Origin of the sequence: Dyella sp. SG562 (assembly GCF_011759495.1) — a bacterium.
In the GTDB taxonomy this organism is placed as follows: Bacteria; Pseudomonadota; Gammaproteobacteria; order Xanthomonadales; family Rhodanobacteraceae; genus Dyella_D; species Dyella_D marensis.
In genome coordinates, this window is record NZ_JAAOYS010000013.1 from 58222 (window position 1) to 77319 (window position 19098).

Sequence of the window (19098 nt, forward strand, 5' to 3'; positions counted from 1 at the left end):
GCCGCCCCGTGTCTTGCGTGTGTTGCTTAGTCGGCCTTGTTCAGCTGCTCTTTCAGCAGGGCGCCGAGCTTGGTGGTACCGCCGGAAGCCGACGAGTACTCCTGCATCGCGTCCTGCAGGTCTTCTTCATCCTTGGCGCGGATGGAGAGCTGCAGCTGGCGACCCTTGCGGTCCATGCCGGTGAACTTGGCTTCGACCTTGTCGCCCACCTTCAGGTGCTGGGTGGCGTCGTCGATGCGCTCCTTGGCGATGTCGTTGGCGCGGATGTAACCCTCCACGCCCTCGCCCAGGTCGATCACCGCACCCTTCGCGTCGACTTCCTTCACGGTGCCGTTGACGATGGTGCCCCGCGGGTTGGTCGCCATGAACTGGCCGAACGGGTCCTGCTCCATCTGCTTGATGCCGAGGGAGATGCGCTCGCGCTCCGGATCCACCGCCAGCACCACGGCCTCGATCTCGTCGCCCTTCTTGAAGTTGCGCACGAGGTCTTCGCCGGTGCCCTGCCAGGAGATGTCGGACAGGTGGACCAGGCCGTCGATGCCGCCGTCCAGGCCGATGAAGATGCCGAAGTCGGTGATCGACTTGATCTGGCCCGACACCTTGTCGCCCTTCTTGTGCATGGCGGCGAAGGCTTCCCACGGGTTCGAGCGGGTCTGCTTGATACCCAGCGAGATGCGGCGACGCTCTTCATCCACGTCCAGCACCATCACTTCGGTCTCGTCGCCGACCTGCACCACCTTGGCCGGGTTGACGTTCTTGTTGGTCCAGTCCATCTCGGACACGTGGACCAGGCCTTCCACGCCCGGCTCGATCTCGACGAAGCAGCCGTAATCGGTGACGTTGGAGACCTTGCCGAACAGGCGGCTGCCGACCGGGTAGCGGCGGGCGATGGCGACCCACGGGTCGTCGCCCAGCTGCTTCAGGCCCAGCGACACGCGGTTGCGCTCGCGGTCGTACTTCAGCACGCGCACGTCCAGCTCGTCGCCGACGTTGACGACTTCGGACGGGTGGCGCACGCGCTTCCACGCCATGTCGGTGATGTGCAGCAGGCCGTCGATGCCGCCCAGGTCCACGAACGCGCCGTAGTCGGTGAGGTTCTTGACCGTGCCCTTCACCACCGCGCCTTCGGTCAGGCGCTCAAGCAGCTTCTCGCGCTCCTCGGAGAACTCGGTCTCGACGACGGCGCGGCGGCTGACGACCACGTTGTTGCGCTTGCGGTCCAGCTTGATGATCTTGAACTCGAGGTCCTTGCCCTCGAGGTACACCGGGTCGCGGACCGGGCGCACGTCGACCAGGGAACCCGGCAGGAACGCGCGGACGTCCTTGATGTCGACGGTGAAACCGCCCTTGACCTTGCCGGAGATCTTGCCGGTGATGGTCTCTTCCTTCTCGAAGGCGGCTTCCAGGTCGTCCCACACCATGGAACGCTTGGCCTTCTCGCGGGAGAGCTTGGTCTCGCCGAAGCCGTCTTCCAGCGCGTCGAGAGCGACCTTCACTTCGTCGCCCACCTGCACCTCGAGCGTGCCGCTCTCGTCCTTGAACTGCTCGATCGGGACGATGCCTTCGCTCTTGAGGCCGGCGTTGATGACCACGACGTCGTTGCGGATTTCCACAACGATGCCGCTGACGATCGCGCCCGGCTTCAGCTTGGAGATGGCCTGTTGGCTCTGTTCAAACAGCTCGGCAAAACTTTCAGTCATGTTGATTCCAGAAATGAGAAAAGGCCTGCTCCACCGCGCGCATGGGAAAGTTTGCGCAATGTGGATCGGCCCACCGGTTGTGGGTGTCTACAGAGGAGGATCCCCTTCGGCACCGTTGACCAAAACCCCGCTCGAGGCGGGGCGCCTTGATGCCTTCGCGCAGCCCTAGGGCTGCAGGACGGCAAGTACTTTCGCGACGACGTCGTCGATGCCCATGCCGGTGGTATCCACCAGGACCGCATCGTCGGCGGGCTTGAGCGGCGCGACGGTCCGGGAGGCATCCCTGGCATCGCGCGCTTCAATCTCTCGCTGAAGGCCGGAGAGTGTAACGCTGAGACCCTTTGCTTTCAACTGTTTATAGCGCCTTTTCGCCCGTTCGGCGGCGCTGGCGGTCAGGAACACCTTGTAGGGGGCGTCCGGGAAGATCACGGTGCCCATGTCGCGCCCGTCGGCGACCAGGCCCGGCGCCTTGCGGAAGCCCAGCTGCAGATCGACCAGGGCAGCCCGCACCGAGGGGATCGAGGCGATGGCCGAGGCCGCCGCGCCGGCGGTCTCGGTGCGCAGTTCGTCGGTGGCGTCGTGGCCGTTGACCAGCACGTGGGTGTCGCCGCCGTCCGGGGCGGCCTGGAAGCGGATCTTCACGTGCTGGGCGCAGCGGGTCACGGCCTCGGCGTCGGACAGGTCCAGCCCTTCCATGCCGGCGGCGTAGCCGACCGCGCGGTAGAGCGCGCCGGAATCGAGCAGGCGCCAGCCCAGGTGCTCGGCCACCAACCGGCTGATGGTGCCTTTCCCGGATCCCGAGGGCCCGTCGATGGTCAGCACGGGAACGGGGGTCGAGGGACTCATGGGGGCTCCGGCGGCAGGCAAACCACTATGTTAACGCGTTGACCCCACCCGGAGCGCATGCTATCTAGCCGGCCGCCTCCGTCCTGCCGCGTGCCCAAGCCCATCCATGAGCGACGATCTTCAAAGCGAGTTCCAGCAAGCCGCCGAGGACGTCCAGGGGCTGGGCGAGCGCCCGGACAACGACACCCTGCTCAAGCTCTACGCCCTCTACAAGCAGGGTTCGGAGGGCGACGTGCACGGCGCCGTGCCCGGCTTCTTCGACTTCGTCGGCACCGCCAAGTACGAAGCCTGGGCCAAGCTGCGCGGCAGTTCCCGCGAAGACGCCATGCGCCGCTACATCGCCCTGGTGCGCCAGCTGCTCGCCTGAGCCTTGCTTTTGAGCCCGCCCAGCGGGCACATTCATACGACCGTTTGAACCGACCGGGCCGTATGGACTACCCCCACCTCTTCGCACCGCTCGACCTGGGCCACACCACCCTGCCCAACCGCATCCTGATGGGCTCGATGCATACGGGCCTGGAGGACAAGGCCGCCGACTACGACAAGCTCGCCGCGTATTTCGCCGAGCGCGCCCGCGGCGGCGTCGGCCTGATGGTCACCGGCGGCATCGCGCCCAGCATCGAAGGCTGGCTGAAACCCTTCGGCGGACGCCTGTCCATGCCCTGGCATGTGGCGCGGCACCGCAAGCTGACGCGGGCGGTGCAGGCGGAAGGCGGCAAGCTGTGCATGCAGATCCTGCATGCCGGGCGCTACGGCTATCACCCGCTGTCGGTGGCGCCTTCCAGGCTCAAATCCCCGATCACCCCGTTCACGCCGCGCGGCCTCTCTTCGCGCGGCGTCGAGCGCACCATCGCCGACTTCGTGCGCTGCGCGAAGCTGGCGCGCGAGGCCGGCTACGACGGCGTCGAGGTGATGGGTTCGGAGGGTTACCTGATCAATCAGTTCCTGGCCGAGCGCACCAACCGCCGCAGCGACAGCTGGGGCGGCAGCGCGGCCGGGCGCATGCGTTTTCCGGTCGAGATCGTGCGCCGCATGCGCGAAGCGGTGGGCCGCGATTTCATCATCATCTACCGACTGTCGATGCTGGACCTGGTCGAGCAGGGCCAGGACTGGGACGAGATCGTCACCCTCGCCAAGGCCGTCGAAGCCGCCGGCGCCAGCATCATCAATACCGGCATCGGCTGGCACGAGGCGCGCATCCCGACCATCGTCACCAGCGTGCCGCGCGCCGGCTTTGCGTGGGTGACGCGCAAGCTCAAGGGCGAGGTCGGCATTCCGCTGATCACCACCAACCGCATCAACATGCCCGACGTGGCCGAGCGCATCCTGGCCGAGGGCGATGCCGACATGGTGTCGATGGCGCGGCCGCTGCTGGCCGATCCGGAGTGGGCGAAGAAGGCCGCCACCGGGCGCGCCGACCGCATCAACACCTGCATCGCCTGCAACCAGGCCTGCCTCGACCACGTGTTCCAGAACAAGCGCGCCAGCTGCCTGGTGAATCCGCGCGCCTGCCATGAGACCGAGTTGCCCATCACCGCGGCCGCGCAGCGCAAGCGCATCGCCGTGGTCGGCGCGGGCCCCGCCGGCATGGCCTGCGCCAGCACGCTGGCGGAGCGCGGGCACGAAGTCACGCTGATCGACCAGGCCGAGGAAATCGGCGGCCAGTTCAACTATGCGAAGCGGATTCCCGGCAAGGAGGAATTCCACGAGACGCTGCGCTATTTCCGCCATCGCCTGGCGGATCTCGGCGTGAGCCTGCGCCTGCGCACCAGGGCCGACGTCGAGGCGCTGCGCGGCTATGACGAGGTGGTGATCGCCACCGGCATCGCGCCGCGCAAGGTGGCCTTCCCCGGCAGTGACGATGCGCGCGTGCTGAGCTATCTGGACGTGCTCGCGCACCACCGCCCGGTCGGCCAGCGCGTGGCCATCATCGGCGCCGGCGGCATCGGCTTCGACGTGGCGGAATTCCTGGCCGAGCACGCGCCCTCCCCGACCACCGACGTGCTGCGCTGGACGCGCGAATGGGGCGTGGACATGCGGCTCGACGCGCGCGGCGGACTGCTCGCCGCGGCGCCGGAAAAACCGGCGCGGCAGATCTGGCTGATGCAGCGCTCCGAAGGCCGCCCCGGCGCGCGCCTCAACAAGACCACCGGCTGGGTGCACCGCGCCACGCTGAAGAACAAGCAGGTGGCGATGCTGGGCGGCGTCAGCTACGACCGCCTCGACGAGGCCGGCCTGCACATCACCGTCGGCGGCAAGCCGCAGCTGCTGCCGGTCGACCACGTCGTGGTCTGCGCCGGCCAGGAGCCGCTGCGCGAACTCGCCGACGCCCTGCTCGCCGCCGGCGTCGCCGCGCACGTGATCGGCGGCGCCGACGTGGCGGCCGAACTGGATGCGAAGCGCGCGATCGCCCAGGGCACGCGGCTGGCCAGCACCCTCTGAGGGGCTGGTCAGTCGCGTTTCCGGGGAGCAGAAAAGAAAGCGCCCCGCTAGACGACGCGTCGATAGCGGGCCAGGGGGAGGGGGCCGGGTATCGCGGGGGTAGCGTCGCTGCGGGGCGAGGGTCGCCGCCACCTGGGGGGAGGGGACGGTGGCGGGACGAACGGAAGCATAGGTTCGACAGACCGCATCGGCCAATATATATTTCGGACGATTCTTATATGTAAACCCTATATGTTCGATTTCCGCCAGCTCCGCTACTTCGTCGCCGTGGCCGAGGAACTCAGCTTCACCCGGGCCTCGCAGCGCCTGCATATCTCCCAGCCGCCGCTGTCCCAGCAGATCCAGGCGCTGGAAGCGGACCTGGGCGTGCGCCTGCTCGATCGCGACAAGCGCAACGTGGCCCTGACCGAACCCGGCCGCGTGTTCCTGGAGCAGGCCCGGCAGATCCTGGCCAAGGCCGACGAGGCGCGCAGCCAGGTCTCGCAGGCCGCGGCGGGCTTCAGCGGGCAGCTGCGGCTGGCCTACACCGTGTCGGTGACCTTCCACCCTTCCCTGCCCCAGACCCTGCTGCGCTACGGGCGCCACGCGCCGCACGTGCGGGTGATCCTCAGCGAGATGTACACCGAGCCGCAGTTCGCCGCCCTGCTGGCCGGCGAGCTGGACGTGGGCTTCGTGCGCGACCTGCCCAGGCACGAGGCGGACACCCACACCCTGCGCATCGACGAGATCGACCGCGAACCCCTGCTGCTGGCCCTGCCCTCCGAGCATCCGCTGGCCGCGCGCCGCAAGATCTGGCTGCGCGAAGTGGCCGACGCCCCCTTCGTGGTGCAGCCGCGCGAGCTGGCCGCCACCCTGTACGACCGCCTGACCCTGATCGCCGCCAAGGCCGATTTCCACCCGCTGATCCGCCAGCACGCCCAGCAGATCAACGGTTTGCTGATGCTGGTGGCCGCCGGCATGGGGCTGGCGCTGATCCCCGCCTCGATGTGCTCGGTGGCCCTGGCCGGGGTCAGCTATGTACAGCTGGAAGACCCGGACGCCTACATGCTGCTGGCCGTGGCCAGCCGCCGCGACGACGCCTCCCCGGTGCTGGCCCAGTTCCTATCCCTGGTGGCCGAGGCGCGCTCCGTACCGAATTTGTTGTGAGGACGTACTTGTTCCAGGGCAATCAAGCAGCTACACTTGCGAGCTTGTCTTTTCCCGTTAGTGTCAGGAGCTGGCCGTGAAGGTGCTTTCCTCTTTGAAGTCCGCCAAGCAGCGGCACCGTGACTGCAAGGTTGTGCGCCGTCGCGGCAAGGTGTTCGTGATCTGCAAGAGCAACCCGCGTTTCAAGGCCCGTCAGCGCTGAGTTTCAGCCGCGACGAGTCATAAAAAGGGCCGCATCAGCGGTCCTTTTTTATTGCCTGGGTTTTGTGGACCCGACATACCCGAACACTTTCCTACAGCGTCATCCCGGCGTAGGCCGGGATCCAGTAGCGACACCATCCGGTGGCCGCCACTGGCTTCAAGAGCTGAGCTTGTGGCGCCTGCGCCTCATCTCCAGCGCCTCGCCACTGGATCCCGGCCTGCGCCGGGATGACGGGCTGAGGGGCGCGAGGAAAACCTCGCGCCCCCAGCCACGTCAGTTGTAACGCACCCCGGTGATCACATACCGCTTCGTCCCGTTCGGCGCCTGGAACTCGAAGCTGTCGTCCGCGCTCTTGCCGATCAGCGCGCGGGCGATCGGCGAAGACACCGCGATCAGGCGCTGTTTGATGTCCGCCTCCAGGTCGCCGACGATCTGGTAGGTCACCGCCTCGCCGCTGTCCTCGTCTTCCAGGTCCACGATGGCGCCGAACACCACGCGCGAACCGGGATTGAGACGGGTGACGTCGATCACCTCGGCGGTGGACAGCGCGGCTTCGAGTTCGGCGATGCGTCCCTCGGTGAAGCTCTGCTGCTCGCGCGCCGCGTGGTATTCGGCGTTTTCCTTCAGGTCGCCGTGCGCGCGCGCCTCGGCGATGGCCGCGATGATGCGCGGCCGGTCCACGGACTTCAGCCGTTCCAGTTCCGCGCGCAGGCGCTCGGAACCCAGTTTGGTGATAGGGGCGCGACTCATGCTGTGAGCTCCTTGTGCAGCTCCTGCAAGCTGTGCACTTCACCGGCGCCGTGGTAGTCCAGCGAATGCACCAGTGCACGGGCACCGGCGACGGTGGTTGAGTAGGTGACGCGATGCTGCAGGGCTTCGCGGCGGATCGAGAACGAGTCGGCGATCGCCTGCTTGCCCTCGGTGGTGTTGACGATATAGACGATCTCGCCGTTCTTGATCAGGTCGACGATATGCGGGCGGCCTTCGGCCACCTTGTTGATGCGCTCGCAGGCCACGCCGTGCCCGGCCAGGTACGCGGCCGTGCCTTCGGTGGCGACCAGGCTGAAACCGCGCGACACGGCGTCCTTGGCCACCGGCAGCAGGCGGTCCTTGTCGGCATCGCGTACCGACACGAACACCTTGCCCTTGGGCGGCGTCTTGATGCCGGCGGCGTCGTGGCCGCGCGCGAAGGCGGCGCCGAAGCTGCGGCCCACGCCCATCACCTCGCCGGTGGAACGCATCTCGGGGCCGAGGATCGGGTCCACGTTCTGGAACTTCAGGAACGGGAAGATCGCTTCCTTCACCGAGTAGTACGACGGGATCACTTCCTTGGTGGTGCCCTGCGCGGTCAGCGTGCGGCCGGCCATGGCGCGCGCGGCGATCTTGGCCAGCGGCACGCCGGTGGCCTTGGACACGAACGGCACCGTGCGCGAGGCGCGCGGATTCACTTCCAGGATGAACACGGTGTCGCCCTGGATGGCGAACTGGGTGTTCATCAGGCCGATCACCTTCAGCTCCCTCGCCATCAGCGCGGATTGGCGGCGCAGCTCGTCCTGCACTTCCCTGGAGAGCGAATACGGCGGCAGCGAGCAGGACGAGTCGCCGGAATGCACGCCGGCCTCCTCGATGTGCTCCATGATGCCGCCGACCAGCACGTTGCCTTCGGCGTCGGCGATGATGTCCACATCCACCTCGACCGCGTGGTCGAGGAAGCGGTCCAGCAGCACCGGCGAATCGTTGGAGACCTGCACCGCCTCGCGGATGTAGCGCGAGAGATCGGCATCGCCGTAGACGATTTCCATCGCGCGGCCGCCCAGCACGTAGCTCGGACGCACCACCAGCGGGTAGCCGATCTCGCGCGCCAGCGCCAGCGCCTCGTCGGCGTTGCGCGCGGTGCGGTTCGGCGGCTGCTTCAGGCCGATCTTCTCGATCATCTGCTGGAAGCGCTCGCGGTCCTCGGCCAGGTCGATCGAGTCCGGCGAGGTGCCGATCACCGGCGCACCGGCCGCTTCGAGCGCGCGCGCCAGCTTCAGCGGCGTCTGGCCGCCGTACTGCACGATCACACCCTTCGGCTTTTCGAGATCGACGATCTCCAGCACGTCTTCCAGCGTCAGCGGCTCGAAGTACAGGCGGTCGGAGGTGTCGTAGTCGGTGGACACGGTTTCCGGGTTGCAGTTGACCATGATGGTCTCGAACCCGTCCTCGCGCAGCGCCAGCGCCGCATGCACGCAGCAGTAGTCGAACTCGATGCCCTGGCCGATGCGGTTCGGACCGCCGCCCAGCACCATGATCTTGTCGCGGCTGGTGGGGTTGGCTTCGCACTCTTCCTCGTAGGTCGAGTACATGTAGGCCGTGGTGGTGGCGAATTCGGCGGCGCAGGAATCCACGCGCTTGTACACCGGGCGCACGCCCAGGGTACGGCGCAGGTGGCGCACGGCGGCTTCGTCGGTGCCGGTCAGTTCCGCGATGCGCGCGTCGGAGAAGCCCATGCGCTTCAACTCGCGCATGCGCAGTGCGTCCAGCGCGCTGATGCCCTGCGCCTGCACTTCGTTCTCGGTCAGCACGATGTCCTCGAACGCGGCGAGGAACCACGGATCCACGCGGCTGAGGCCGTACACCTCTTCCAGCGACAGGCCGGCGCGGAACGCGTCGCCCAGGTGGAACACGCGGTCCGGGCGCGGCTCGCGCAGCTCGCGCTTGAGCGCGGCCAGGCCTTCGTCGCTGGTGAAATCCACGCCGGTCGGGTTCAGGCCGGTCTTGCCGATCTCCAGGCCGCGCAGCGCCTTCTGCAGCGACTCGTGGAAGGTGCGGCCCATCGCCATCACCTCGCCCACCGACTTCATCTGCGTGGTCAGGCGCGCATCGGCCGAGGGGAATTTCTCGAAGGCGAAGCGCGGAATCTTGGTGACCACGTAGTCGATGGTCGGCTCGAACGAGGCCGGGGTGAGGCCGCCGGTGATGTCGTTCTTGAGCTCATCCAGCGTGTAGCCCACGGCCAGCTTGGCCGCGATCTTGGCGATCGGGAAGCCGGTGGCCTTGGAGGCCAGCGCCGAGGAGCGCGACACGCGCGGGTTCATCTCGATCACCACCACGCGGCCGTCCTCGGCATTGATGCCGAACTGCACGTTGGAGCCGCCGGTGTCCACGCCGATCTTGCGCAGCACGGCGATCGAGGCGTCGCGCAGGCGCTGGTATTCCTTGTCCGTAAGCGTCTGCGCCGGCGCCACGGTGATCGAGTCGCCGGTGTGCACGCCCATCGGATCGAGGTTTTCGATCGAGCACACGATGATGCAGTTGTCCGCCTTGTCGCGGACCACTTCCATCTCGAATTCCTTCCAGCCCAGCACCGATTCCTCGACGAGGATTTCGTGCACGGGCGAGAGATCGAGGCCGCGCTTGGCGATCTCCTCGAATTCTTCCTTGTTGTAGGCGATGCCGCCGCCCGAACCGCCCAGGGTGAAGCTGGGGCGGATGATGGTGGGGAAGCCCACCTTGGCCTGGATGTCCAGCGCCTGCTCGAAGGTCTTGGCCACCTCGGCCTTGGGGCATTCCAGGCCGATGTCCTTCATGGCGATGCGGAACAGCTCGCGGTCCTCGGCCATGCGGATGGCTTCGCGCGAGGCGCCGATCAGTTCCACGCCGTACTTTTCCAGCACGCCGTTGTCGGCCAGGTCCAGCGCGCAATTGAGGCCGGTCTGGCCGCCCATGGTGGGCAGCACCGCGTCGGGGCGCTCCTTGGCGATGATGCGTTCCACCGTCTGCCAGTTGATCGGCTCGATGTAGACCGCGTCGGCGGTTTCCGGGTCGGTCATGATCGTGGCGGGGTTGGAGTTCACCAGGATCACCCGGTAGCCCTCTTCCTTCAGCGCCTTGCAGGCCTGCGCGCCGGAGTAGTCGAACTCGCAGGCCTGGCCGATCACGATCGGGCCGGCGCCGATGATCAGGACGCTCTTGATGTCTGTGCGCTTGGGCATCTCAGCGGGACTCCTGCATCAGCTGGGCGAAACGTTCGAAGAGGTAACCGATGTCGTGCGGGCCGGGGCTGGCTTCCGGGTGGCCCTGGAAGCAGAATGCCGGGCGGTCGGTGAGCGCGAAGCCCTGCAGCGAGCCGTCGAACAGCGAGCTGTGGGTGACGCGCACGTTGGCCGGCAAGGTGGCCGGGTCGACCGCGAAGCCGTGGTTCTGCGAGGTGATCAGCACGCGGCCGTCGTCGTGGTCCTTCACCGGATGGTTGGCGCCGTGGTGGCCGAACTTCATCTTCAAGGTCTTGGCGCCCAGCGCCAGGCCCATGATCTGGTGGCCCAGGCAGATGCCGAACAGCGGGATCTTCGCGTCCAGGAATTCGCGCGTGGCGGCCACCGCGTAATCGCAGGCCGCCGGGTCGCCGGGGCCGTTGGACAGGAACACGCCGTCCGGCTTCATCGCCAGCACCTCGGCGGCGGGCGTCTGCGCCGGCACCACGGTGATGTCGCAGCCCTGCGCGGCGAGCAGGCGCAGGATGTTGAACTTCACGCCGTAGTCGTAAGCCACCACCTTGAAGCGCGTGGCCGGCTGTTCGAAGGCCTGGCGGTCCAGATCGTAGGTGCCTTCCTTCCAGGCGTAGGGCCTGGTCACGCTGACCACCTTGGCCAGGTCCATGCCGTTGAGGCCCGGGAAGGCGCGCGCCTTGGCCAGCGCGGCCTCGGCGTCGGCGTGCTCGCCGGCGACGATGCAGCCGGCCAGCGCGCCCTTGTCGCGCAGGATGCGGGTAAGGCGGCGGGTGTCGATGCCGGCGATCGCCACGATGCCGAGGCGCTTGAGGTAGTCCGGCAGGCTCTCGGTGCTGCGCCAGTTGCTCGCGCGGCGCGGCACGTCGCGCACGATCAGGCCGGCGGCGTGCACGGCCAGCGACTCGGCGTCCTCGGCGTTGACGCCGGTGTTGCCGATGTGCGGATAGGTCAGGGTGACGATCTGACGCGAGTACGAGGGATCGGTGAGGATCTCCTGGTAGCCGGTCATGGCGGTGTTGAAGACCACTTCGCCAACGGTTTCACCAGTCGCACCCACGGCCTGGCCGTGAAATACGCTGCCGTCTTCGAGGGCAAGCAGAGCGGGAATAGGCATGGAGGGGGCCGCCTTTTAGGTGCAGCAAAGTCCGCAAGCCGCTACCAGCTGGCTTGTGGACCTTGGTCGAGGAAAGTCTTTGGGCGGGTCGCAATGATAGGTGCGAAGGCCTGTTCTGTCCACCGATCTCTACCGCTGACACCGCCGTGAACGTGGCGTGTTCTTGTCCGCCGGACGACAGGACAGGCGCTACACTAGCGCCCGTTCCAAAGGAGATGCACACGCCCATGAGCGCCGCCGTTCTGCTCGATCCTGCCCGCCTCGACCGACCGGACACGGATATCAGGCTGGAGCCCTTCCCGTTCCTGATCGCCCACGGGCAGCTGCCGGACGAGTCGCGCACCGACCTGGAACGCGATTTCCCGCGCTACGCCAGCGCCGGTTTCTTTCCCTACGACGCCAGCGACTGCGGCCCCACCGTCAACGCCCTGGTCGAGCGCCTGACCACGCCGGAATTCGCCGGCGCGATCGGCAAGCGCTTAGGGATAGAGAACCTGGGCCAGTACCCCACCCTGGTCACCCTGTGCCGCTCGCTCAACAAGCGCCACGGCACCATCCACACCGACAGCAAGTCCAAGGTCGCCACCGCCCTGCTCTACCTCAACACGCAGTGGCCGGACACCAGCGACGGCTGCCTGCGCTTCCTGGGCAGCATCGACAACATCGACGACATCGTCGCGCCCGAACTCAAGCCGCTGTACGGCGAGTTCGCGGTGTTCAAGCGCTGCGACAACTCCTTCCACGGCCACCTGCCCTACGAGGGCGAGCGCCGGGTGATCCAGGTGGCCTGGCTCACCAGCGAGGAGGAAAAGCTGCGCAAGACCAAGCGCGGCAAGTTCGCCCGCGCCTTCAAGAAGCTGTTCGGCTCACTCGACCGCAAGCTCGGCGCGGACCGCGACCGCAACGCGGCGCACCGCGGCTGACATACCCCGGGGTGGATTCCCCGGGTAACCCGCGTTCGCGTAGCATCAAGGACTTCGACCGCTTGCATCCTAAGGAGAGGGCATGCCCGTCGTCGTCATGTTGTCCCTGGCCCTTCAGATCGGCTGCGCCGTGCACGTGGTGCGCAGCGGGCGGCCGATGTACTGGATCTGGCTGATCCTGATCGGTTCCTACCTGGCCGTGGCGGTCTATGTCCTCGCCGCCGTGCTGCCCGACCTGCGCCATGACCCGCGCGGCCGCAAGGCCGCCAGCAAGGCGCTGCAGGTGATCGACCCGCAGCGCCGCCGCCGTGAGCTGCAGCGCCGGCTGGAGCTGAGCAACACCATCGACAACCGCCGCCGGCTGGCCGAGGAATGCCTGGAGCTGGGCGACTACGCCAATGCGCAGGAGCTGTTCCAGAGCCTGCTCACCGGCATGTACGCCACCGAGCCGGGCTTCATGCTGGGCCTGGCCCGGGCCCAGGCCGAAGGCGGCGACCCGGCCAAGGCGCGGCACACGCTGGAGGCGCTGATCGGGGCCAACCCAGGCTTCAAGTCCAGTGAAGGCCACCTGCTCTACGCCCGCTGCCTGGAGGAACTGGGCGACACCGAGGCGGCGCTGGAGGAATACCGCGTGCTGGCGGACAGCTACCCCGGTGAGGAAGGCCGCTTCCGCTACGGCCGCCTGCTGGGCCGGCACCAGCGCCACTCCGAGGCGCGCGAGGTATTCGAGGCGCAGCTGCGCCGCGCCAAGCTGATGCCCGGCTACTACCGCCGCAAGGAACAGCCCTGGCTGAAGGCCGCCAAGCAGGAACTGACCCGCCTGGATGCCAGCGCGGTCGAGCCGTGAGCGCGGCGGGCCGGCCAGGGTGAGTCCGGTCGCGCTGCATACCCTGTTCGAGGCCCTGGCCTACGCCATCGGCTTCCGGACCTTCCTGTGGACGCGCCGCAAGCTGGCGCCCCAGGCCTTCAGCCATGACGACCATGTGGCCTGGGTGGCCGTCGGCGCCATCGTCGGCGCGGCCCTGGGGGCCAAGCTGGCGTTCTGGCTGGACGATCCGCTGGCCGCCTTCCGCGACTTCCCCAACCTATGGCATCTGCTGGAAGGCAAGTCCATCGTCGGCGCCCTGCTCGGCGGCCTGGCCGGGGTGGAACTGGCCAAGAAGATCGCCGGCGTGCGCAACTCCACCGGCGATGCCTTCGTGCTGCCGCTGACCGTGGGCATGTGCATCGGCCGCGTCGGCTGCTTCCTGGCCGGCTTGAACGATCACACCTATGGCAACCCGACCGCGCTGCCCTGGGGCGTCGACTTCGGCGACGGCATGCCGCGGCATCCCACCCAGCTCTACGAGATCGCCTTCCTGCTGGCGCAGTACGCGCTGATCCATGCGCGCCGCCAGGCGCTGGCCGAACCCGGCGACCGCTTCCGCGCCTTCATGATCGGCTACCTGTCGTTCCGGCTGCTGGTCGAATTCATCAAGCCCCTGCCCTACGCCTATCTGCATGCGCTGTCCGGCCTGCAGCTTCTGTGCGTGGCCGGACTGCTTTATTACCATCGCGAGCTGCCCCGCATCCTGCGGGTGCTGTTCGCCAGGAGAGGCGCATGGGAGCCAAGGTAAGGCCGTATCTGTTCTACGACAGCGCGATCTCGATCTGCAGCACCTGCCTGCGCCGGGTCGAAGCGAAGATCCTGATCAAGGACGAGCGCGTCTATCTGGAGAAATGGTGTCCGCAGCACGGCCGCGAACGCGTGCTGCTGGCCGACGACGCGGCGTATTACCGGCAGTGCCGCGAGATCTATATCAAGCCGCCGGAACTGCCGCAGCGCTTCAACACGCCGCAGCACTACGGCTGCCCCTACGACTGCGGTCTGTGCCCGGAGCACATGCAGCACTCCTGCCTCACGCTGGTGGAGATCACCGACCACTGCAATCTGCGCTGCCCGGTCTGCTATGCCGAAAGCGGCCCGCACCGCCCAGGCTTCCGCGATCTGGCCACGGTGGAGCGCATGCTCAACGCGGTGGTGGCAAACGAGGGCGAGCCGGACGTGGTGCAGATCTCCGGCGGCGAACCCACCCTGCATCCGGATTTCTTCGCCATCCTGGACGCGGCGCGGCAACGCCCGATCCGCCACCTGATGGTCAACACCAACGGCCTGCGCATCGCCAAGGAGCCGGATTTCGCCGCGCGCCTGGCCGAGTACCTGCCGGGCTTCGAGCTGTACCTGCAGTTCGATTCGCTGCGCGACGAGGTGCACAAGGACCTGCGCGGCGCCCGCCTGCGCGACGTGCGGCTGAAGGCGCTGGAGCATCTGAACCGCCACGACATCTCCACCACCCTGGTGGTGACGGTGAAGAAAGGCCTCAACGACGGCGAGCTGGGCGAGATCATCGACTTCGCCCTCACCCAGCCCTGCGTGCGCGGCGTGACTTTCCAGCCGATCCAGGCGGCCGGACGGCTGGAAGGCTACGAACCGGGACGCGACCGCCTCACCTTGAGCGAAGTGCGCCGGCGCATCCTGGAACAGAGCCCGCTGTTCCAGCCCGACGACCTGATCCCGGTGCCGTGCAATCCGGACTGCCTGGCCATGGCCTATGCGCTGAAGCTCGGCGAGCAGGTGCTGCCGCTGACCCGCTTCGTCTCGCCGGAAACCCTGGTGAACAAGGGCCGCAACACCATCGTGGTGGAGCGCGACGAGGAACTGCGCGCGCATGTGTTCGAGCTGTTCGCCACCAATCATTCGCCGGAATCGCAGGCCTGCTCGCTGTCGGACCTGCTGTGCTGCCTGCCGCAGGTGCAGGCGCCGGACGACTTGTCGTACCGCAACGTGTTCCGCGTGCTGATCATGCAGTTCATCGACGCGCACGGTTTCGACCTGCGCGCGGTGAAGAAATCCTGCGTGCATATCGCGCAGCCGGACGGGCGCATCGTGCCGTTCGATACCTTCAACCTGTTCTATCGCGACGACAAGGCGCAGAAGCTGCGCGTCTTGCGGCAGGAGATCGAACAGGCGCGCGCCATCGAAAGGAGCAACGCATGAGCGAACAGTCGCCCGGCCCCGGCCAGAACGCTGCGCCGCCGGTGCCCACTCCTCCGCGCCCGGCACCCGACCAGCGCGGCTCGTTATGGGCCGGCATCGGCATCGCCTGGGCCGTAATGATCGGCGGCGAAGTCGCCGTGCTGCAGACCAACGCCATGCTGTGGCCGCTGCCGCCGGTGGCGGTGGTGGTATGGGCCGTGGTGCTGCTGGTGCGCGGGCGCACGCGCACCGGCGGGGGCATGCTGCTGGGGCTGGCCTCGGTGATCGCCGTGCTCCTGCTGCTGGTGGCAGCCTGTTTCGGGCTGCTCTACAGCGGCGGCAGCGGCTTCCACGGCTGAACGGCGCTGCCCGTGGGCAGTGCCCCGCGGCTCAGGCGGCGAAATGCCAGGCCACGTACAGCGCGAACAGGCCGTACAGGCCGCCCACCGGCACGATCCAGCGCGCATCCACGCGGCCGCGGCGGAACAGCCACCACAGCGCGATCACCGCCACGCCGGTCAGCACGCCGGCCACCATCAGCGGCGCATCGAACAGCCACGGCGTGGCGAAGATCGCCAGCGCGCTGGGAATGGTGGCCTGGATCATCATGGCGCCGGAGATGTTCGCCAGCGCCAGCCGCTCCTTGCCCTGGCGCACCCAGATCAGCGCATTCACCGTCTCCGGCAGCTCGGTCGCCACCGGGCTCAGCACCAGCGCCACCAGGTGCGGCGACAGCTGCAGGGCCAGGCCGATCGCCTCGATCTGCTTGACGAAGGTATGCGAGGCGAAGGCGATTACCAGCAGCGCCAGCGTGGTCTGCAGCAGCACGCGCGACAGCGCGGGGTCCAGCGCCTTGGGCTGGAATTTCAGCGGCTCCAGTTCCTCTTCTTCCGGCGCGGTGTCGGCGTTCTGCAGCTCGCGCCACACGTACAGGCCGTACGCGGCCAGGAACAGCACGCCCAGCCAGGGCTTCCACGCGAACGCGATCAGGCCCAGGCCGCACTTGACCACGAAGATGGCGAGGAACCAGCCCTGGTCGCGCGCCAGGCGTCCGTGCTCCACGCGCACCAGGTTGTCGGTGCGCTGCAGCCGGCGGCGATTGGCCCACAAGGCCAGGCCGACCACCGCATAGGCGATCGTCGCCAGCACCAGCGGGCCGCCCAGCGCGGCGCCGACGCCGATGTCCTTCTGCTCGGGCGTGCGGCCCAGCACCACCGCGACGAAGGTGACGGCGCTTTCCGGCAGCGCCGTGCCGAACGCGGCCAGCACGGTGCCGGTGGCGGTGGCGCCGAGGTTGAGCTTGCGCCCGAACCACTCGACGCCGTTGACGAAGTATTCGCAGGCGACGTAGATCGCGCCGGCCGAGAGCAGGAACAGGAAGGCGGTGAGCATGGGCTTCGAATCCTAGGCCGGGCGAGCGGATAACCGATGGCAACGACGCACCTCGCCCGGCCGGGCAAGCGCGTCGCGCCAAAGGTCTCGCCGGGCATGCGGCCACCGTGACCGGTAGCGGCTGCCATTCGCGCCATGAAGCCGAAGCTTCAAGTCTGTTGACGCGAATTCCTCTGGTGGTGGAAGCGAAGCTTCCGGGAGCGAGGATGGCTACTCCCCAATGACAACGGGCGGCATGGTAGCGGCGCCGCCGGGCCGCAGCAAGCCGATCAGCGCCGCAGGCGCTCGGACAACATGGTGTCGATGTCCCAGGCGCCGGGCTGGCGGCCGGCCAGCCAGTGCGCGGCCTCGATGGCGCCGCGGGCGAAGATCGAGCGGTCGGTGGCGCGGTGATTGAGTTCCACCCGCTCGCCCTGCCCGATCACCCACACCTCGTGCTCGCCGACGATGTCGCCGCCGCGCACCACGGCAAAGCCGATGCTGCCGTGCTCGCGCGGGCCGGTGGTGCCTTCGCGGGCGTAGACGGCGCTGTCGCTCAAGGACAGGTTTCGTCCGGCAGCCGCCGCTTCGCCCAGCGCCAGCGCGGTGCCGGAGGGCGCGTCCACCTTGCGGTTGTGGTGGGCTTCGAGAATGTCCAGGTCCCAGTCCGGCAGGGCCGCCGCGGCTTCGCGCACCAGGCGGCGCAGCACGGCCACACCGAGGCTGAAGTTGGCGGCGCGCAGCACGGGGATATCGTGCGTGGCGGCAGCGAGTTGATCCTGCAGCGCCTGATCCAACCCCGTGGTGCCGGTGACCAGGGCGATCCCGTGCGCACGGCAATGCGCAAGCGCGGCGCCGAGACCGGCGGGGCCGCTGAAATCGATCGCCACCTCCGGCGCCACGGCTGGCCATTCGCGCATGTAGCGCAGGCCTTCCTCGCCGGCATGCACCGGCTCGCCCAGCCGCGACGACGAGGCCAGCGCCGCCACTACCTCGAACCGGGCGTCGTCCTTCAGCAGGTCCAGCAAGGCGCGTCCCATGCGGCCCGTGGCGCCGACGACGGCGAGGCGGAGAGGACGGCTCATGCGGGAACTCCTGCGGACGGTGAAGCGGCGATGCTAGCGCCGGCACGCGCCGGCGCAACATCCCGACAAAGATCGGCTGTTACGACGTGACGCGCGACCAGAACTGCTTCACGCCATCCACCCAGGTCTTGGCGCGCGGCGTGTGCTGGTCGGCGTCGTCATGGGTGAAGGTGGCTTCCAGCTGCTCCATCAGCTCGCGCTGCTGCCTGGTCAGGCGCACCGGCGTTTCCACCACCACGTGGCAGATCAGGTCGCCCGTGCGCCCGCTGCGCACCGACTTCACGCCGCGGCCGCGCAGGCGGAACTGCTGCCCCGTCTGGGTTTCAGGCGGCACCTGGATCGACACCTCGCCTTCCAGCGTCGGCACCAGCAGCTCGGCGCCGAGCGCGGCCTGGCCGAAACGGATCGGCAGCTCGCAGTAAAGATCGTTGCCCTGGCGCTGGAAGATGGCGTGGTCGCGCACGTGCACTTCCACGTACAGGTCGCCGGCCTCGGCGCCCGCGCCGCCGGCTTCGCCCTGGCCGGTGAGGCGGATGCGGTCGCCCGTGTCCACGCCGGCCGGAATGCGCACCGACAGCGTGCGGTTTTCTTCCAGGCGGCCTTCGCCGCGGCAGGGGCGGCAGGGTTTCTCGATGGTCTGGCCGGCGCCGCCGCAATGCGGGCAGGTCTGCTGGATCGAGAAGATGCCGTTCTGCATGCGCACGCGGCCGTGGCCGTTGCAGGTGCGGCACTGCGCGGTCTTGCCGTCTTCGGAGCCGGAGCCGTTGCAGTGGTGGCAGTTCACCTGGGTCGGCACCTGGATGTTCTTCTCGACGCCGAACACGGCTTCCTCGAGATCCAGTTCCATCAGGTAGCGCAGGTCGGCGCCGCGGCGCGTGCGTCCGCGCCCGCCGCCGCCCATGCCGAAAATGTCGCCGAAGATGTCGCCGAAGATATCGCCCATGTCGCCGAAGCCGCCGGCGCCGCGCCCGCCCATGCCGCCTTCGAACGCGGCGTGGCCGTGCTGGTCGTACAGCGAGCGCTTCTGCGGATCGGACAGCACCTCGTAGGCCTCCTTGGCCTCCTTGAACTTCTCCTGCGCATGCGGATCGTCCGGACAGCGGTCCGGGTGGTACTTCATCGCCAGGCGGCGGAAGGACTTCTTCAGTTCGACCTCGGTCACCGTCCGTTCGACGTCGAGGATTTCGTAATAGTCGCGCTTGCTCATGCTGGTTTCCGACTTGGATCGCTGCTTTCCATGAATCGGCGGCGATCCATGACTCTC

General features: G+C 67.8%; 17 protein-coding genes and 1 riboswitch. Of the genes, 9 read left to right on the forward strand and 8 right to left on the reverse strand.

Annotated elements, in window-relative coordinates; translation table 11 throughout:
- Positions 1–26: 26 nt before the first annotated feature.
- Positions 27–1700: a 30S ribosomal protein S1 gene (gene rpsA, locus FHW84_RS19650; RefSeq protein ID WP_167257681.1), complete on the reverse strand. Its 1674-nt coding sequence runs from the start codon at positions 1698–1700 to the stop codon at positions 27–29.
- Between the two features lie 165 nt (positions 1701–1865).
- Positions 1866–2546 carry a (d)CMP kinase gene (cmk, locus tag FHW84_RS19655; protein WP_167257682.1) on the reverse strand — a complete coding sequence of 227 codons (681 nt, stop codon included), beginning with the start codon at positions 2544–2546 and terminating at the stop codon, positions 1866–1868.
- A 106-nt stretch (positions 2547–2652) separates the two neighbouring features.
- Between cmk and FHW84_RS19660 the strand changes: the two genes are divergently transcribed.
- From FHW84_RS19660 to ykgO, 4 genes are all read left to right on the forward strand, one after another.
- Positions 2653–2913 (forward strand): acyl-CoA-binding protein, encoded by a 261-nt coding sequence (locus tag FHW84_RS19660; RefSeq protein WP_167257683.1) that lies wholly within the window; start codon positions 2653–2655, stop codon positions 2911–2913.
- Positions 2914–2975: 62 nt separating this feature from the next.
- Positions 2976–4988 (forward strand): NADPH-dependent 2,4-dienoyl-CoA reductase, encoded by a 2013-nt coding sequence (locus FHW84_RS19665; protein ID WP_167257684.1) that lies wholly within the window; start codon positions 2976–2978, stop codon positions 4986–4988.
- Between the two features lie 231 nt (positions 4989–5219).
- The gene (locus tag FHW84_RS19670; RefSeq protein WP_167257685.1) at positions 5220–6134 is read left to right on the forward strand and encodes a LysR substrate-binding domain-containing protein; all 915 of its coding nucleotides are present in this window, start codon (positions 5220–5222) and stop codon (positions 6132–6134) included.
- A gap of 76 nt (positions 6135–6210) precedes the next feature.
- Positions 6211–6336 carry a type B 50S ribosomal protein L36 gene (ykgO, locus tag FHW84_RS19675; protein WP_008215056.1) on the forward strand — a complete coding sequence of 42 codons (126 nt, stop codon included), beginning with the start codon at positions 6211–6213 and terminating at the stop codon, positions 6334–6336.
- Between the two features lie 273 nt (positions 6337–6609).
- Here the strand turns inward: ykgO and greA are convergent, their stop codons facing one another.
- From greA to carA, 3 genes are read right to left on the reverse strand one after another with little or no spacing between them, the layout of a single operon-like run.
- On the reverse strand, positions 6610–7086 hold the full coding sequence (gene greA, locus FHW84_RS19680; protein ID WP_167257686.1) for a transcription elongation factor GreA: 477 nt from the start codon (positions 7084–7086) through the stop codon (positions 6610–6612).
- Positions 7083–10310 carry a carbamoyl-phosphate synthase large subunit gene (gene carB, locus FHW84_RS19685; protein WP_167257687.1) on the reverse strand — a complete coding sequence of 1076 codons (3228 nt, stop codon included), beginning with the start codon at positions 10308–10310 and terminating at the stop codon, positions 7083–7085. Before carB ends, greA begins: the two co-directional genes overlap by 4 nt.
- A gap of 1 nt (position 10311) precedes the next feature.
- Positions 10312–11439, reverse strand: a complete 1128-nt coding sequence (gene carA / locus FHW84_RS19690; protein WP_167257688.1) for a glutamine-hydrolyzing carbamoyl-phosphate synthase small subunit — start codon at positions 11437–11439, stop codon at positions 10312–10314.
- A 227-nt stretch (positions 11440–11666) separates the two neighbouring features.
- On the opposite strand from carA, the gene FHW84_RS19695 reads away from it, so the two are divergent.
- The 5 genes from FHW84_RS19695 to FHW84_RS19715 all read left to right on the forward strand — a co-directional run bounded on the left by FHW84_RS19695 (position 11667) and on the right by FHW84_RS19715 (position 15737).
- A complete protein-coding gene (locus FHW84_RS19695; RefSeq protein WP_167257689.1) occupies positions 11667–12362 on the forward strand; it encodes a 2OG-Fe(II) oxygenase in 696 nt (231 codons plus the stop codon).
- Between the two features lie 82 nt (positions 12363–12444).
- Positions 12445–13209, forward strand: coding sequence for a tetratricopeptide repeat protein (locus FHW84_RS19700; protein ID WP_167257690.1), 765 nt, complete (start codon positions 12445–12447; stop codon positions 13207–13209).
- The gene (locus tag FHW84_RS19705) at positions 13187–13978 is read left to right on the forward strand and encodes a prolipoprotein diacylglyceryl transferase family protein (protein ID WP_167257691.1); all 792 of its coding nucleotides are present in this window, start codon (positions 13187–13189) and stop codon (positions 13976–13978) included. The genes FHW84_RS19700 and FHW84_RS19705 overlap by 23 nt, the downstream gene beginning before the upstream one ends.
- Complete coding sequence (locus FHW84_RS19710; protein ID WP_167257692.1) at positions 13963–15399, forward strand: radical SAM protein; 1437 nt, start codon at positions 13963–13965, stop codon at positions 15397–15399. Before FHW84_RS19705 ends, FHW84_RS19710 begins: the two co-directional genes overlap by 16 nt.
- Positions 15396–15737: a hypothetical protein gene (locus FHW84_RS19715; protein ID WP_167257693.1), complete on the forward strand. Its 342-nt coding sequence runs from the start codon at positions 15396–15398 to the stop codon at positions 15735–15737. The genes FHW84_RS19710 and FHW84_RS19715 overlap by 4 nt, the downstream gene beginning before the upstream one ends.
- A 31-nt stretch (positions 15738–15768) precedes the next feature.
- Here the strand turns inward: FHW84_RS19715 and FHW84_RS19720 are convergent, their stop codons facing one another.
- From FHW84_RS19720 to dnaJ, 3 genes are all read right to left on the reverse strand, one after another.
- A complete protein-coding gene (locus FHW84_RS19720) occupies positions 15769–16770 on the reverse strand; it encodes a sodium:calcium antiporter (protein ID WP_167257694.1) in 1002 nt (333 codons plus the stop codon).
- A gap of 38 nt (positions 16771–16808) precedes the next feature.
- Positions 16809–17001, reverse strand: a riboswitch (yybP-ykoY riboswitch).
- 38 nt (positions 17002–17039) lie between these two features.
- Positions 17040–17834, reverse strand: coding sequence for a 4-hydroxy-tetrahydrodipicolinate reductase (dapB, locus tag FHW84_RS19725; protein ID WP_167257695.1), 795 nt, complete (start codon positions 17832–17834; stop codon positions 17040–17042).
- 79 nt (positions 17835–17913) lie between these two features.
- On the reverse strand, positions 17914–19041 hold the full coding sequence (gene dnaJ / locus FHW84_RS19730) for a molecular chaperone DnaJ (protein ID WP_167257696.1): 1128 nt from the start codon (positions 19039–19041) through the stop codon (positions 17914–17916).
- Positions 19042–19098: the final 57 nt, after the last annotated feature.

What these genes read in the sequence shown, in the direction of transcription:
- rpsA (WP_167257681.1), bottom strand. Translation starts at nt 1,700, where the DNA reads ATGACTGAAAGTTTTGCCGAGCTGTTTGAACAGAGCCAACAGGCCATC.
- cmk (WP_167257682.1), bottom strand. Translation starts at nt 2,546, where the DNA reads ATGAGTCCCTCGACCCCCGTTCCCGTGCTGACCATCGACGGGCCCTCG.
- FHW84_RS19660 (WP_167257683.1), top strand. Translation starts at nt 2,653, where the DNA reads ATGAGCGACGATCTTCAAAGCGAGTTCCAGCAAGCCGCCGAGGACGTC.
- FHW84_RS19665 (WP_167257684.1), top strand. Translation starts at nt 2,976, where the DNA reads ATGGACTACCCCCACCTCTTCGCACCGCTCGACCTGGGCCACACCACC.
- FHW84_RS19670 (WP_167257685.1), top strand. Translation starts at nt 5,220, where the DNA reads ATGTTCGATTTCCGCCAGCTCCGCTACTTCGTCGCCGTGGCCGAGGAA.
- greA (WP_167257686.1), bottom strand. Translation starts at nt 7,086, where the DNA reads ATGAGTCGCGCCCCTATCACCAAACTGGGTTCCGAGCGCCTGCGCGCG.
- carB (WP_167257687.1), bottom strand. Translation starts at nt 10,310, where the DNA reads ATGCCCAAGCGCACAGACATCAAGAGCGTCCTGATCATCGGCGCCGGC.
- carA (WP_167257688.1), bottom strand. Translation starts at nt 11,439, where the DNA reads ATGCCTATTCCCGCTCTGCTTGCCCTCGAAGACGGCAGCGTATTTCAC.
- FHW84_RS19695 (WP_167257689.1), top strand. Translation starts at nt 11,667, where the DNA reads ATGAGCGCCGCCGTTCTGCTCGATCCTGCCCGCCTCGACCGACCGGAC.
- FHW84_RS19700 (WP_167257690.1), top strand. Translation starts at nt 12,445, where the DNA reads ATGCCCGTCGTCGTCATGTTGTCCCTGGCCCTTCAGATCGGCTGCGCC.
- FHW84_RS19705 (WP_167257691.1), top strand. Translation starts at nt 13,187, where the DNA reads ATGCCAGCGCGGTCGAGCCGTGAGCGCGGCGGGCCGGCCAGGGTGAGT.
- FHW84_RS19710 (WP_167257692.1), top strand. Translation starts at nt 13,963, where the DNA reads ATGGGAGCCAAGGTAAGGCCGTATCTGTTCTACGACAGCGCGATCTCG.
- FHW84_RS19715 (WP_167257693.1), top strand. Translation starts at nt 15,396, where the DNA reads ATGAGCGAACAGTCGCCCGGCCCCGGCCAGAACGCTGCGCCGCCGGTG.
- FHW84_RS19720 (WP_167257694.1), bottom strand. Translation starts at nt 16,770, where the DNA reads ATGCTCACCGCCTTCCTGTTCCTGCTCTCGGCCGGCGCGATCTACGTC.
- dapB (WP_167257695.1), bottom strand. Translation starts at nt 17,834, where the DNA reads ATGAGCCGTCCTCTCCGCCTCGCCGTCGTCGGCGCCACGGGCCGCATG.
- dnaJ (WP_167257696.1), bottom strand. Translation starts at nt 19,041, where the DNA reads ATGAGCAAGCGCGACTATTACGAAATCCTCGACGTCGAACGGACGGTG.